Annotated in this window: 12 protein-coding genes; 4 read left to right on the forward strand and 8 right to left on the reverse strand. The window is 35.0% G+C overall.

The genetic code is table 11. The features are described from left to right. The first annotated feature begins 99 nt into the window (after positions 1–99). The 3 genes from F598_RS0107525 (at position 100) to F598_RS0107540 (ending at position 3865) form a co-directional block, all read left to right on the forward strand. A complete protein-coding gene (locus F598_RS0107525) occupies positions 100–1305 on the forward strand; it encodes an O-antigen translocase (protein WP_245539764.1) in 1206 nt (401 codons plus the stop codon). Between the two features lie 35 nt (positions 1306–1340). After that, positions 1341–2123: a glycosyltransferase family A protein gene (locus F598_RS0107530; RefSeq protein ID WP_245539765.1), complete on the forward strand. Its 783-nt coding sequence runs from the start codon at positions 1341–1343 to the stop codon at positions 2121–2123. Positions 2124–2275: 152 nt separating this feature from the next. Next, complete coding sequence (locus F598_RS0107540; RefSeq protein WP_019038428.1) at positions 2276–3865, forward strand: sulfatase-like hydrolase/transferase; 1590 nt, start codon at positions 2276–2278, stop codon at positions 3863–3865. Positions 3866–3886: 21 nt separating this feature from the next. On the opposite strand, the gene F598_RS0107545 is transcribed toward F598_RS0107540, so the two are convergent. The 4 genes from F598_RS0107545 to F598_RS0107560 are packed head-to-tail and all read right to left on the reverse strand — an operon-like array spanning position 3887 to position 8587. Beyond that, positions 3887–4819, reverse strand: a complete 933-nt coding sequence (locus tag F598_RS0107545; RefSeq protein WP_019038429.1) for a glycosyltransferase family 2 protein — start codon at positions 4817–4819, stop codon at positions 3887–3889. Further along, a complete protein-coding gene (locus tag F598_RS0107550) occupies positions 4816–5706 on the reverse strand; it encodes a glycosyltransferase family 2 protein (RefSeq protein ID WP_019038430.1) in 891 nt (296 codons plus the stop codon). Before F598_RS0107550 ends, F598_RS0107545 begins: the two co-directional genes overlap by 4 nt. A 1-nt stretch (position 5707) precedes the next feature. Then, the gene (locus F598_RS0107555; RefSeq protein WP_019038431.1) at positions 5708–7846 is read right to left on the reverse strand and encodes a M3 family metallopeptidase; all 2139 of its coding nucleotides are present in this window, start codon (positions 7844–7846) and stop codon (positions 5708–5710) included. A 48-nt stretch (positions 7847–7894) separates the two neighbouring features. Beyond that, the gene (locus tag F598_RS0107560; RefSeq protein ID WP_019038432.1) at positions 7895–8587 is read right to left on the reverse strand and encodes a cell division ATP-binding protein FtsE; all 693 of its coding nucleotides are present in this window, start codon (positions 8585–8587) and stop codon (positions 7895–7897) included. Positions 8588–8737: 150 nt separating this feature from the next. Between F598_RS0107560 and F598_RS0107570 the strand changes: the two genes are divergently transcribed. Further along, on the forward strand, positions 8738–11749 hold the full coding sequence (locus F598_RS0107570) for a tetratricopeptide repeat protein (RefSeq protein ID WP_019038434.1): 3012 nt from the start codon (positions 8738–8740) through the stop codon (positions 11747–11749). Positions 11750–11814: 65 nt separating this feature from the next. On the opposite strand, the gene F598_RS0107575 is transcribed toward F598_RS0107570, so the two are convergent. The 4 genes from F598_RS0107575 to proC form a co-directional block, all read right to left on the reverse strand. Next, positions 11815–12678 (reverse strand): sigma-70 family RNA polymerase sigma factor, encoded by an 864-nt coding sequence (locus F598_RS0107575; protein ID WP_019038435.1) that lies wholly within the window; start codon positions 12676–12678, stop codon positions 11815–11817. Between the two features lie 168 nt (positions 12679–12846). After that, a complete protein-coding gene (locus tag F598_RS0107580; RefSeq protein ID WP_019038436.1) occupies positions 12847–14043 on the reverse strand; it encodes a glutamate-5-semialdehyde dehydrogenase in 1197 nt (398 codons plus the stop codon). 11 nt (positions 14044–14054) lie between these two features. Then, the gene (gene proB, locus F598_RS0107585; RefSeq protein WP_019038437.1) at positions 14055–14849 is read right to left on the reverse strand and encodes a glutamate 5-kinase; all 795 of its coding nucleotides are present in this window, start codon (positions 14847–14849) and stop codon (positions 14055–14057) included. Next, a complete protein-coding gene (gene proC / locus F598_RS0107590) occupies positions 14842–15645 on the reverse strand; it encodes a pyrroline-5-carboxylate reductase (RefSeq protein WP_019038438.1) in 804 nt (267 codons plus the stop codon). The genes proB and proC overlap by 8 nt, the downstream gene beginning before the upstream one ends. Between the last annotated feature and the right edge of the window lie 161 nt (positions 15646–15806).

The raw sequence follows: 15806 nt of genomic DNA on the forward strand, positions 1-15806 counted from the left end.
CTTTATCAGTATACTTTGCTTAAACGCTTAAAGACTATAATTCAAGAGTCACCTTTATTAAAGGTTGGCTCTTTTAATTCTGTATCTGTAGTCATAAAAATGATCACGGGTTTAGGGGTTTCGAAATTAACGGCCTTGTACCTTGGTCCTCAAGGTATAGCCCTTATAGGTAATCTGAGAAATGGCTTAGATATTGTTCATAAGTTTTCTTCTGGGGGACTGGATAATGCCGTAGTGAAGTACACATCAGATTATCGATCTAATCCTAAAATGCTTCAAGAATTCTTATCGACATTAATTTGGTTAGGTTTAGGAAGTTGTATTCTTAGCATTGCTGTCGTTTTAATGTTTTCAGAAACAATCAACGATGCCATTTTTGGTAACAGAGACTACGTTACTATCATACGGATTCTTGCGATACTTTTGCCTCTTCATGTGGTGAATATTTATTTGATTTCTATACTGAAAGGCGTAGGAGCATTTCATAAAGTCATAAGGGTTAATATAGCATCTCATGTCCTAAACCTGATAGGGTTCGCTTTGCTCTTAATGTATTTTGATTTAAGAGGCGCACTTCTAGCTATTATCATTGTGCCTTCAGCAATGCTTATTGTGACGCTTTATTATTTTCAAGACTATTTTGGAATCTTCCAGGTATTTTCTCTGGCATCATTTTCTAAATTAGTACTAAAGAATTTAAGCCAGTTTGCCTTCATGACTCTTATTTCTAGTATAACATTTCCGTTTGTCTTCATTGGATTAAGGAATTCTATTATTGAAAGTATAGGAGAGCAGGAGGCCGGTTACTGGGAATCTATGCTTAGGATTTCTTCTTATTATTTATTGTTTGTCTTGTCTTTATTGAACCTCTATATTTTACCTAAGCTAGCCGATGCCAAAACTCAGTTAGAATTCAAAGGGGTAGTGTTTTCCTTTTACAAACAGATTTTGCCATTTTACATCGTTGGATTAATTATAGTCTATGTCTTTAGAGATTGGATCATTAAATTGGTGTTTTCTGAAGCGTTTTTACCAGCCGCCGATTTATTTTTTTGGCAAATAATAGGTGATTTTTTTAGAGTCTTGGCTCTAGTAATGGTCTATCAATTTCACGCAAAAAAAATGATGTGGCATTATATTTTAACCGATTTGTTTTTAGCTCTTGGTTTATATTTCTCAGCCTTATATTTTATTTCTAAAGTTGGACTTCAGGGAGTCGTTATCGGGCATGCCGTAACCTATTTTTCCTATTTCTTACTTATCTTATTTTTGTTTAGGAAACCTTTGATTTTGAAGCAGAGATGAATCCAAAGCCTAGTTTAGAAATTTTAATTGCTACGATGAATCGAAAAGACTTGTCTTTTGTTGATGCAATGTTTCCAGTACTGGACTTATCAAGGTATAGGCTTTTAATTATTAATCAAACAAGACTTGAGGAGGATTTAATTTCTAATGTAGAAGGTATTCGAGTGATAAATTCACGTGAATTTGGATTGAGTAAGAGTCGTAATTTAGGTATTGAAAATGCTTCAGGTGATATTTTGTTGATCGCAGACGATGATATTGAGTATTTACCAGATTTTGATAAAACTATTCTTGAAGCTTACCAGACCTACAATGAAGCTAGCTTAATTTCTTTTCAATTTCTGGCTGATAGACCAGAGTACATGAAGTGTTATCCCAAAAAAGATGGATATACTAAATCTAGAAAGCAAAGTCTTACCTCATTTGAAATATCGTTCTTAAGAGCTGATATTCAATCTAATAAAATTATAATGAATGAAAATTTTGGGCTGGGAGCAGTCTTTCCAAGTGCAGAAGAGCAAGTATTTAAGGACGATGTTTTAAAAAAGGGATTAAAAATTGCTTATGTGGCAAAACCTATAGTCAAGCATTTTGGAAAAACAACAGGTTATGATCAATCTGATGTCGATTTTATAAGGGCGATTACAGCTCAAAAATTTTTGTCTTATGGAACATATAGTTACTTATGGTTATTTAAATTCGTTTTTTTCTTATATAGGCACAGATACATTTCTTTTTTTGAGCAAGTAAAAGCTTATCAAACTGGGATGAGAGCAATTTTGGAAATCAAAGAAATAAATAATGAAAGTAAACTATAGTCAGATAATATTCTGGATTGCACCAGTACTTATTAGTACACTTTTTGAATATTTATTTTTCATGTACAGGAAGAGCTATGTATCATTTTTTCAACAAGGAGAGGCTTTTAAATTCGGATTAGAGGGCATTAAAAAAATTCAAAACATCGAAGATGAAAAGTGATCTTAAAGTCTTACTTATATGGTTTTTTCCGGTCATCACTTGTTTTGTCTTTGAACTTAGTTTTGCAGAGTTTAGAGGCTATTCAGTTAAGAATTTAATCGAAAATTCATTCATAATTGGTGTCGTAATACTTTCCCTGTCATTTATTAGGAATGAAGACATAAGGCGGTTATTGCTAAAACTATTTTACCTAGTCTTAGTGATTTCTTTTTGTATTGAAAGCATCTACTTTTACGTATTTGACACTTACTTTTCAACTTCTGCCATATTCATTTTTTTGGAAACCAACCTAGATGAAGTAATGGAGTTTTCCCAAAACTATTTCGACTTTAATATTGCCTTACTATTGCTCATCAATTTTATTTTTGGCATATGGTTCTTATTTAGAAAACCCTCTAGTTTAAATTTGAATTATTTAAAATATAGCCGATACTTGAAACTTATAGCTATTCTTACTTTTTCAGCTACACTTTATGGAACAGGTTATTATTTTTCGAATTTTCAATACCAGTTCATAAAAGGTGTTATAGAATACAGAAGTGAAATTGATAAATATGAATCCAGTGGCATAACCAATCCTGAAGGAGACTTTGAAGATGTAAAGTTTAAAGGTGATGAAACTCCCCATACCTTTATCCTTGTAATAGGGGAGTCGACCACCAGACATCACATGGGAATATATGACTTTCACAGATCTACAACTCCTAAGTTGTCAAACCTAAAAAGTGATCTGCTAATTTATCAAGATGTTATCAGTCCTCACTCACACACCATAGAATCCCTTCAGGAGGCTTTAACCCTGAATAATTTCAAGAGCCAGACCGAATCTACGATCATCCAATTGTTCAATCAGGCTGGATTTAAGACTTATTGGTTTTCAAATCAAAATCCCATCGGTATTTATGATACATTACTCTCTAAAATAGCTAAAGCCTCAGATGAAGTGCAATTCACCAACATGGCTAATTATGGGTCAACAACACCTTTTGATGAAGTATTGCTGCCTCTTTTGGATGATGCTATTGCAGATCAAGAGCAAAATACTTTAGTGGTACTGCATCTACTTGCTACCCACGGCCGATACCAATTGAGGTACCCAGAACAGTTTGAAGTTTTTACAGGGACGACTCAATCTCCTTTCAGAAGCGAATCCAATGATGTACATATCAACACCTATCACAATTCTATTGTTTATGTTGACCATATTCTGAAGCAGGTGATTAGTAAAGTAGAAGCTAAAAAGAATAAAAGTTATGTTCTGTATTTTTCAGATCATGGAGAAGAGGTGTTTTTAGATAAAGATTTTTTTGGTCATAACGACCTCGAACAACCAACGAGGTCTATGTTTGATATTCCATTTATCCTTTGGCGTTCAGATCATTTTAAAAACCAATATGCATTGGATTATGAGCCAAATCGACCTTACAGTATTCAAGATTTAATACATTCTGTTTCAGACTTATCTCAAATTAAGTTCAAAAGACAAGACTTGAGTAAAAGTATTTTTTCAGATCAATTTAAGCCTTTTAAGCGAATTATTTCTGGAGAAAAGAATTATGACACCTATTTTAAAAAATAGCAGTATTCACTTTTATTTTACTCATCGATGTGCACTCTGGTAGATATCCTGCTTAATCAAAAAGGTCTGAACGCTCTTAAGGATACGTAACATAGTACCAGGTAACTTAAGTAAAAACCTTTGTTTTGAATTTAAGTTTTTTAGATCGATGTCCTTACGAATCGACTTCCATTCTGGTATTCGATTCATTTTGTAGAGTATTGTCAATGCAAATCGATTGCTATCTAAAAAAGTTTTTAAGGACGATATTTCTTTTTCCTCTCTTATATACTTTTTGAATATTTTAATGCGATCTGAAATTGATTTAGATTTGGCTAGATTGTTTTCAGATTGCGTAATATAGCGAGCAGTAACCTCAGGATTGAAAGCTATTATTGAAGATAATCCCAATCTTATCATTAGATCCGTATCTTGTCCCGATTTAATTTGTTCATCAAAGCCTCCCACATCATTAAAAATTTTCTTTGTAAATCCAAGAGCTGAGGTCCAGCCGAGGGCATCGATTTGACTGGCTTCAAAATAATCTTGAATATATTGAGCTTTAAATGGCTCATTTAAGGAATAAGATGGCTGCTTAAGATGTGTGTTATTAAGCAATACTTCATAATTATTACAAATCACATTTGCTTCTGGAAACTTTAGAATAGTGTTATTTAGCTCTTCCAAATGATCAGGGTACCAATAGTCATCGGCATCTAGTAAGGCGATCCATTCGTACTGAGCTTTTTCTACTCCCAAATTTCTTGCAGCAGAGGCGCCTTTATTGTTTTGATGAATTAGCCGAAGTCTTGAATCTTTGATGTTTTCGATTATTTGTTCACTGCCATCTGTACTGCCATCGTTTACAACAATCACTTCAAAATTTTGATAGGATTGATTTAAAACGCTTTCTAAACAGTCTTTAATAAAATTGACCTTGTTGTACAAGGGGATGATAACAGAGAAGAAGGTCATTTTTTTGAAGTGTATTTAGCGAAATAATAAAGCTTATATATATCAAACCAAAACATCCTAGGCTGTTTTGAAAGTAAATGATTTTTGATGATATTTTTAAAGGGAGCAAAAGAAGCTAAAAACAGTTGTAAACTTATGTTCGATTTCATTTTATAATACAATCGTGTTAACGGAGTTGATTGATTTGAAACTTTATTCTTTTGTATCAGCTGCCTTAAGTTTTTTAATGCGAGTTCAGTTTTTTCTATGAAAACTTTAGAAGTTTCAAGCCCTTTATGAATCACTGGATTATCTATCTGGCAAACCATCAGTCGCTTTTTTTTAAGCTCTTCAGAGAAGATGAGATCTTCATAACCGTAAGAGGTTAATTCTGGATCAAAAATCGGAAAACTGAAAGCTGACTTCCTGAGTAGCAGATTCGAAACTAACACATGATATTGTAACTCTTTCTTTCTAATTTTTATAGATTTCGCCTCTTTTTGGTGACCGTAAATCCATCTCAAACGTTTTGATTCTTCTGGAAGATTATCATCATAGGTCAATCCTCCATAAACCACATCACAGCCCTCGTCAATACTTTGCTTATAATTCCTAATAAAATCGGTTCTTAAAGGAATAACATCATTATCTAAACATAAAACGTAGTCAAATTTGGCTGCATCAATAAGTTTATTCAGATTATTTGATCGTCCTAAATTAGATGTGTTTTTCCAATAAGAGACGGTCTCAAAATGTTTCAGTTTTTGTTCATTTACATTCTTTCCGCTAGGATCATCGTCTGAGATTAAAATCTCGTAATTAAGATCTAACTGTTGACATTGTTGATCTATTTCAGATACAATCTCAATAACCGAATCGTTATATGTTCTAATGAGCACCGATAGCATCTTATTCTTTTGGAACTGGAAAACCACGATCTCTCATGAGAGCATCTATCTCGGCGTCTCTACCTCTAAACAACCTGTAAGCTTCTGCAGGGTCCATGGCATTTCTTGGAGCAAATAAAAAGTCTACTAATTTTTGAGATAGAGCTTCATCGTAAAAACCTCCTTCTGCTTGAGCAAAAGCTTCTGCAGCATCAGAAGTGAGTACATCGGCCCAAAGATACCCATAGTAACCAGTGGCATAGCCTTCGCCAGAGAACACATGTCCAAAATGAGGTGAGCGATGGCGCATGACCAACTCTTTTGGCATTCCTAGTTCATCTAAAGTTTCCTTTTCAAAAGTTTTTGGATCTATCTTTTCAGGGTTGGTGGTGTGGTACTTCATATCCATTATCGCAGAAGCTAAAAACTCAGTAGTAGCGAATCCCTGATTAAATTTGGATGCTTTTTTAATTTTGGTGATAAGTTTCTCAGGCATAGGTTTTCCCGTATCGTGATGTTTCAGAAATTTAGAAATCACCTCATCGGTATAAATCCAGCGCTCTAAAAGTTGAGATTGAAATTCTGTATAATCCCTAACTCCTCCGTTTAAAGTGGGATACTTCACGTCTGCACTTAAGAAATGTAAAGCGTGACCAAATTCGTGGAAGAAGGTTTCGGCATCATCCCAGGACACCAGAACCGGCTCCCCTTTAGCTGCTTTTACAAAATTAGAATTGTTGGAAGCTAAAACATTGGTTTCTCCATCGAAGCTGGTGTAAGATCTATAAGTAGTCGCCCAGGCTCCAGAGCGCTTGCCTTTTCTGGCGTAAGGATCCAGATAGAATAAACCAATATGCTCGCCATTGGTTGTGCTGGTCACTTCGTAAACCTTAACGTCTTCATGAAATACAGGAACGCTGCCATCTGTTATCTCCTCAAAATTAAAATCAAATAATCGACCAGCTACATAAAATATAGCCTCTGTCAGATTATCGAGCACGAGGTAATTCTTCACTTCTTCAGAATCCAGGTTGTATTTTTCCTGCCTTACTTTTTCAGCATAGTACCTGTAATCCCAAGCTTGGATTTCAATTCCATTGTTCTCTCGATCTGCAATAGCTTGCATATCTTCAACTTCTTCCTCCACCCGAGCTACTGCAGAAGGCCATACTGCCATCAAAAGATTCATGGCGTTTTCTGGATTTTTGGCCATTCTGTCTTGTAATCTCCATTCGGCATAATTGTCATATCCTAACAGTTCTACCCGTTCATCTCTAAGTTTTAAAATCTCTTTTATGATTTGGTTATTATCGTATTTATCGCCATTATCTCCTCTGGAATAGTAGTTCTTCCATACTTTTTCTCTTAAGGCCCTTTCATCAGAATAGGTAAGAAAGGGATCCATAGAAGACCTTGTATTAACGATGGCATACTGGTCTGGTTTTCCCTGCCGTTCCGCTTCTTTTTGGGCCGATTTAATAAACGATTCAGGTAAACCACTCAATTGATCGGCGTTGAGAAAAGTGACATAATTTTCTTCATCATGAAGTACATTATTAGAAAAGTTGGTATACAGCTTGGCAAGTTCCTTATTGATTTCCGCATAGCGTTCTTTTCCAGCTTTGTCTAAATTAGCCCCGTTCATTTCAAATGACTTGTATACCAAATCTACAACTCTTTGCTGTTGCGGCTCCAAGGGGTTATTCTTACTCTGTTCATAAACAGATTTAATTCTATTGAATAACTTTTCGTTTTGACGAATTTTAGATTGATAGTCCGATAATTTAGGGGATAGCTTTTGCTGAATAGCTCTAAATTCCTCTGATGACTTGTTACTACTCCAAATGCCATAGTAAGTATACACTCTATCAACCAATTTTCCTGAGCGTTCCATAGCTACGATTGTATTTTCAAAATTAGCAGCATCCTTATTTTCCGCTATCTTTTCAATTTCTTCGAGGTGTTTAGCCATTGCATAGTCCATTGCCGGTTCTAAATCCTCTAGTTTCATGCTTTCAAACCCTGGTACGCCTTCATAAGGCCCATCCCATTCCTGAAGCAAAGTATTTTCTGTCATTTGTTTGTCTTTAGTCTTGTCTTTTTTGGAACATCCTGTGCTTATGAGTAAGCTGAGGATTAATAGAGTAATAATTGATTTCATTCGAAAAGGTTTAGTAATCAATAAAATAAGTTGAATTAAAAATCTTAATTATGGTGTTTGTTGTTGTTTTTGAACCACTTCAAATAGTCTTTGACCATCGCATTTTAAGGTTTTTGAGGGATACTTCAAGAGTAAAGCATAATCGTGAGTAGCCATCAAGATGGTATTTCCATTGGCATTGATTTCCTGTAAAACCTGCATCACTTCTACAGAAGTTTGAGGGTCAAGATTACCAGTAGGTTCATCTGCAAGAATCAATTCAGGATCGTTAAGCAGAGCTCTGGCAATTGCAATTCTTTGCTGTTCTCCCCCAGAAAGTTGATAGGGAAACTTAAAACTCTTGGTTTTCATTCCTACTTTATCTAAGACTTCATCGATTTTTTGCTCCATCTTAGACTTGTCTTTCCAGCCTGTTGCCTTTAAAACAAAGATCAAGTTTTCTTTTACATTCCTGTCATTAAGTAATTTGAAGTCTTGAAATACAACCCCCAGCTTTCGTCTTAAAAAAGGAATATCTTTTTCTTTTAAATTTTTTAATTCTACTCCTACAATCTGTCCAAAGCCACTTTTAAGAGGTAAGTCGCCATAGAGGGTTTTCATAAAGCTACTTTTTCCTGTCCCTGTTTTACCTATGAGGTAAACAAATTCTCCCCTTTTAATTTCGATATTAACATCGGAAAGAATGAGGGTTTCTCTTTGGAAAATACTGGCATTACTAAGTTCTAAAATGGTTTCAGACATGAGATAATTTACAAATTTTTAATGTCATAAATATAGGATTATTTACTTGAGCTTTAAAAATCAATTTTTGAATACTTATAATTAAAAGAAAGCTTCGACGTTGTATATCTATATCTTTTATCTTTGATTTTTTCTTAAAAACGTATACCAATGCCAAAAATTTTCTTCGTTACCTTTTTAATGATTTCTTTATGCATTAATGCTCAGCAGACTCAAAATTCAGTAGATGTTTTGGGTAAGTATCAGGAGGCACTACATCTTTATGATCAAAATCAGTTTGAAGCCGCAAGTACAGCCCTAAGAAGAATTTACTCTGACATCGATAGTGATCAGCTAAAGTCCAACGTTGATTACTATATAGCAACCTGTGCTATCAAACTCAATGAGCCGAATGCAGATGAAATGATGGAAGATTTTATAGCTGAAAATCCAACAAGCCTTAAAACAAATAAAGCCTATTTGGAAGTAGGTAATTATTATTTTAGTAAAAGAGATTTTTCTAAAGCCAATCAATGGTTTGCAAAAGTCAATACATCTTCTTTATCCAGAAATGAACTAAAAACCTATCAGTTCAATTTTGGTTATACCAACTTTAGAACCAAAAATTATGAAAAAGCTCAACAACTTTTTGATAATGTAAGAAATGATAAAGAATACGGAGCACAGGCCAAATATTATATTGGTTTTATCGCTTATGAAGAGAATGAATACACTTCCGCGTCAGAATTATTTGATGAGGCTAGGAGTGAAGGGGTGAAGGGAAATAACATCTCATATTTTCAAAGTGACATGAACTTCAAATTAGGAAACTTTGAAAAAGCTATTGAACTAGGATTGGAGCAGCTTCCAAAATCCAACGCAAGAGAGCGATCTCAGCTCAACAAGATTATCGGCGAAAGCTATTTTAATCTAAAAGATTACAATAAGGCCATCGAATATTTAAAGGATTATCGTGGAGAAAGAGGAAAATGGAATAACACAGATTATTATCAACTTGGTTATGCTTACTACGAAACCGGAAATTATGAAGCAGCCATAGACGAATTTTCGAAAATTATCGATGGACAAGATTTTGTAGCTCAAAATGCTTACTACCACCTGGCTAAAGCCTATTTACGAACAGATAGAAAAACTCAGGCGCTTAATGCATTCAAGAATGTTACTGAAATGGAATTTGATGAGGATTTAAAAAAGGATGCCTTTCTTAATTATGCTAAGTTGAGTTATGAAATAGGGAATGCCTATCAACCTGCTCCTGAAGTCCTTCAAACCTATCTGACCACTTACCCAAATTCTAAAGAAAGCAAGCAAATTGAAGATTTATTGATAGACTCTTACCTCACCTCAAAAAACTACGAAAAAGCCATATCCATGCTTGAGGGTAGTAGAGATTATGAAAACAAACTAGCGTTTCAGAAAGTTACCTATTATTATGGAATTGAGTTGTTTAAAGATAATCAGCTAAAAGAAGCTAAAGCCTACTTTAATCAATCTTTATCTGAACGACTGGACGCAGAATTTACCGCTAAAGCGACATATTGGAAAGCAGAGGTAGATTATGCTTTAGGAAACTACAGTGAAGCACTAGTTGGATATAAAGAGTTTAAAGGAATGTCTATTGCTAAACAGTTACCAGAGTACTATTCCATAAACTATAATATTGCTTACGCTTATTTTAAAACTAAAAATTACAGACTTTCCGTTTCATTTTTTGAAGATTTTATACGGGTCGAACGTCCTTCTCAAAGACTTCACGATGCCTACGTAAGGTTAGGTGATGCCCAATTTGCGATGGGGCAGTACTGGCCTGCCATGGAAGCTTATAATAGTGCTATTGCTATGAAAAACTATAAGAGTGATTATGCTTTTTTTCAAAAGGCTTATAGTTATGGTTTTGTAGATAGAAACAAACAGAAAATTGAAAATTTAAATCTATTTGTAGACACTTATCCAAATTCGATTTATAAAGATGATGCCTTATTTGAATTAGGAAATACCTATGTTGCAGAGAACAAAGACCAACAGGCCATTGCAGCTTATCAAACTATTCTTTCTAATTATAAAAAGAGCCTGTTTTATCCCAAAGCCCTTTCTAAACAAGCGTTGATTTATTATAACCAGGGACAAAACAACGAAGCCTTATCTAAGTTTAAACGCTTGGTTAAAGAATTTCCAAACTCACAGGAGGCGCTTCAGGCTGTTCAAACAGTTCGATTAATTTATATTGATATGGGTGAAATTGATCAGTATGCGAGTTGGGTAAACACTCTAGACTTTGTAGAAGTTGCAGATTCTGATATTGAAGAGGCTACTTATGAAGCAGCAGAGAACAAGTTTCTAGAGAATGATACCCAGAAAGCGATAAGTGGATTTAAGGCTTATCTGGATAAATTTCCGAATGGAAGAAATAGCTTAAAGTCCAACTTTTATCTGGCAAAGCTGCTTTACAATGATGGTCAGCAACAAGAAGCGCTTCCTTACTATGAAGCTGTTATCAATAGAAGATCCAATGAGTACACAGAAGAGTCTCTGAGGCGAGTTTCTCAATACCACTTATCCAACAAAAATTATTCTAAAGCCATCGAAAGCTTGTCTCGTCTAGAATCAGAATCCAGTTTTTCTCAAAATGTGCTTTTTGCACAATCCAATTTGATGAAGTCTTATTTTGAACTAGAAAATTATGACAGAGCGCTCATTTATGCTGAATTAATTTTGAGTAAAAATATAGAAGACGAAGAGATTCTTAGTGATGCAAAGGTCTTTATAGCACGATCATCCTTAAAAGTTGGAGATGAAAAGCGTGCAAAAACAGCGTACGAAGAAGTGTCACAAATGGCAACCGGAAGGCTTAAGGCTGAAGCCTTATACTATGAGGCGTATTTTAAACATCAATCTGGAAATTATCAAGCTTCTACAGAAGTTATACAGGACCTTACTAAGAATTATGCGAGATATAAAGAATTTGGAGTAAAAGGTCTGCTATTAATGGCTGAAAACTTCTTTGCTTTAGGAGATAACTATAATGCTACCTACATTTTAGAAAATATCATCAACAACTTTGAGGATTACCCAGAAACTATTTCAGAAGCAGAAAACTTACTTAAAACTGTAAAAGAAAAAGCATCAGAAACTAATTCTTCTGTGGAAGTCAATCGAAACTAACATTCCTAATTATAATAAAAAAGCCCTCAATTGAGGGCTTTTTTATTATAATTAGGAATACAGACTTAGCCTAAATAGGTCTTTAGTATTGTACTTCTGGAAGTATGTTTTAACCGTCTTACGCCTTTCTCTTTGATTTGACGAACGCGTTCCCTGGTTAGACCGAAGGTTTCTCCGATCTCCTCGAGGGTCATAGGTTGTTGATTTCCTAAACCAAAGTAAAGTCTAATGACATCAGCTTCTCTACTGGTTAAGGTTTCTAACGCTCTTTCAATTTCTGTCTGCAGGGATTCATGCAATAACTCGTTCTCAGGACTAGGAGATTCTCCAAATTTTAAGACATCATAAAGGCTAGAATCTTCTCCCTCAATCAAAGGGGCATCCATGGATAGATGACGGCCTGCATTTTTTAAAGATTCTTTGACATCGTTGACGGTCATTTCTAATTCTTTGGCAATTTCATCCGGACTTGGTGGTCTCTGATGTCTTTGTTCCAGAATAGCGAAGGTCTTATTGATTTTGTTGATAGAACCGATTTTATTCAAGGGTAACCTTACTACTCTCGACTGTTCTGCTAGAGCAGATAAAATGGATTGTCTAATCCACCATACAGCATAAGAAATGAATTTGAAACCTCTGGTCTCATCAAAACGTTTTGCAGCTTTTATAAGTCCTAAATTACCTTCATTAATCAAATCGGGTAGGGTAAGGCCTTGGTTTTGATATTGTTTAGATACCGAAACCACAAACCTCAAATTGGCTTTGGTTAGTTTCTCTAATGCTCTATCGTCTCCTGCTTTAATTCTTTGTGCTAATTCGACTTCTTCTTCTGCAGTAATTAAGTCTACTTTTCCAATTTCCTGAAGATACTTGTCTAGCGATGCAGTTTCCCTGTTGGTAACCTGCTTTGTGATTTTAAGTTGTCTCATTTAGATATGTGGTGGATTATCTGTTTATCTACATATCATTTTACGATCGAAAGTTCAGAAATGTTACAAGACGAGGTGTAAATTATTTAGTGATAGATGGTCTAAGCATAAAAAAACGCCTGCTTATTCTTGATAAGCAGGCGTTTAGTCAATTAAAAAATTTATAAATTATTGCCTGATGTGGCCATCGCCCCAAACATAATATTTATTGGTAACCAATTGCTTTAGTCCTAGTGGACCTCTATGGTGAAGCTTATCTGTAGAGATAGCAAGCTCGGCACCCACACCCATCTGTCCACCATCGGTGAAACGAGATGAGGCATTTTGATAGACAGCAGCACTGTCTATTTGTTGCATAAAGTCTAAAGCCTTATTATCATCTTTAGTGATAATAACAGAGGAGTGACCACCAGAATAGGTATTTATCTTTTCCACGGCTTCATCGAAAGAATCTACTGATGAGATGACAATTTTAAGAGCTAAAAACTCTTCATACCAAGTATCCTCCGTAGGTAATGTGGGAAGATCTAAAACATTTTCAACCTTTCCATCGACTAAAATTTCAACTTCATATTCTTTTAGGGTGTCAGCAAGATCCTTAACTTTAGAATCGAAGTCAGCAATATTAGAGTCGATTAAGACTTTATCTAAAGCATTACATCCAGAAATCTTATCAGTTTTAGCATTGATGATAACCTTTTTGGCTACATCCCAATCTGCGTCTGGTGCAACGTAGAGAAAATTATTTCCTCTTCCACTTACTAAAACTGCACCTTTTGCTGTTCGCTTTACAAAATCAATCAGCTTGTCACCACCTCTTGGAACGACCAGATCTATTTTTTCTGGAGGGTTGCTTAAAAACTCTTGAGTTTGTTCCCGGTTGAGATGCAATAAATTGATCCAGTCTTTGGATAACCCATTTTCTTCCAAAGCCTGATGCCAGCATTCTTCTAGAATAACATTACTGTGATTAGCTTCTTTACCACCCTTTAAAAAGATTTTATTGTTGGCTTTAAAGGCTAAAACCGCAGCTTCTATTGTCACATCTGGCCTAGATTCGTAAATGATAAGTATCGTTCCAAATGGATCGGTTTTATTTACAATCTTAAGACCAGTATCCAGCGTTCGTTCTGAAATAGTATTACCTACTGGGTCTTCTTGTTCTTTTACCTCTTTGATGGCTTGAATCATTCCATCAACCTTTTTTTGGTCGACAACCAGTCGATCATACAAAGCCTGATCATTTCTATTGAATGATTCTAGATCCTTTTTGTTTTCTTCAATGATTTCATTTCTTCTCTTATCGATGATATTCATCATAGATTGAAGAACATTATTTTTTTTATCTGTATTAAGTAATTTCATGAATTAAAATTTTAAACTGTAAATTTTGTTCCTACTTCTTTTCCTTCTAAAATATCGAGAATGATATTTTCTTCTTTACCATTAGCAATATATGTGGGTATATTTTTGCTAGCGGTCATTTTAGCAATCTTTAGCTTGGATTCCATACCTCCACGGCCTTCACCTTCGCCTTTCTCATTTTCTTGCACGTATTTTTCAACATTGTCATGTACTCTTACGTGTCTAAGCAATTCTGATCCTTCATGGTCTGGGTGGCCAGTATAAAGTCCTTCAATATCTGTAAGCATGATTAGCATATCGGCACCTACGAGTTCAGATACCAGACTTGCTAACTCATCATTATCAGAGAACATAGACATGGATAGAGAAACAGCATCATCTTCATTGGCGATAGGTATAATACCCTCTGTCAATAGACCTTCATAGCAATTGATCATATTTTCTCTGTATTTCCCAGGAGCAAAGTCTCTTTTTGTAGCCAAAACCTGTCCACATCGCATGCCAAAATCATGAAACATGGTATAATAATGCCTCATCATTCTAGGTTGTCCTACAGAAGAATAAACCTGACGTCGGGTCGACGCATCTTCAGAAGTACAACTTCCTAAGACTTCTTTACCAGCGATCGCAGAACCTGATGATACTAATATGGTAATGATATCTCTTTCATAGAGATAAGCAATTTGTCTCACAAGGTTTTTTAGTATGGGTCCAACAATTCTATTATTGGTGTTGGTCATTACATTGGTTCCTACTTTTACAACTATACGTTTAGCGTGCATATCTTCTGAATTTAAATTATTCATCCCCTAATTCTACTGCTCGGTTAAATGCTGCATAAGCAGCATCTTGGATAAGCTGTTTTACATTGTTATCATCCATTGAGTCTAAGGCTGCTCTTGTTGTTCCTCCTTTAGAGGCCACCCTGTCCATCCATTTTTCTGGAGTTAAGTCAGATTCATTAAACAAAGATACCGCTCCTTCAAAGGTATTGCTCACAAGCACTTTGGAGTCGTTATCTGAGAATCCCATCTTCTTGGCTGCTTCAAGCATAGAAGCCATAAAATAAAATATGTAAGCTGGCCCACTTCCGGAAATACCTGTAGATTTATTGATGAAATCTTCATCTTTCACCCTAATGGATTGCCCGGTTGTATCTAGGAGATTACGGATCATTAAAAGCTCTACTCTGGACACCTCTTTAGATTCAGTGTAAGAAGTTACACCTTTACCGACTTTAGCGGGTAAATTAGGCATAGTTCTCACTACTTTTTTAATGTCCAAACCCTGCTGTATATTTTCAATAGTAACCCCAGCCATCAAAGACACTATTATTTGCTGATCATTAAGCATAGGCTTCATTCTAGCAAACAAGTCATCACTGTGATAAGGTTTTACTGCTATAAAGATAACATCAGCGTCTGCTACGCAATCTTCCAGATTATAGAAGGTATCATAATATGATACTTCATCAAGCTTTTTCAATAAGTCTGAGGATACATCATGTATCATTAAGTTTTTTCGGTTAAGTAAAGGGGATTTTGCCATTCCTTCAGAGTAGGTTAACCCCATGTTACCTGCTCCAATCACTAATACTTTCATTTTATTTTTTTAAAGATTAATAAAAATGATTTTTAACATCTGTGCAATCTTCATGCACATTTGCCAATTTAATATTTTTATTATTTGATTTGAGTTATTAAGGCTTATTTTAGATAAATACTAACCTTACAGAGCTATTTTACTTAATATTTTCATAATCC

The sequence above is a fragment of the Psychroflexus tropicus DSM 15496 genome (assembly GCF_000378765.1).
GTDB lineage: Bacteria > Bacteroidota > Bacteroidia > Flavobacteriales > Flavobacteriaceae > Psychroflexus > Psychroflexus tropicus.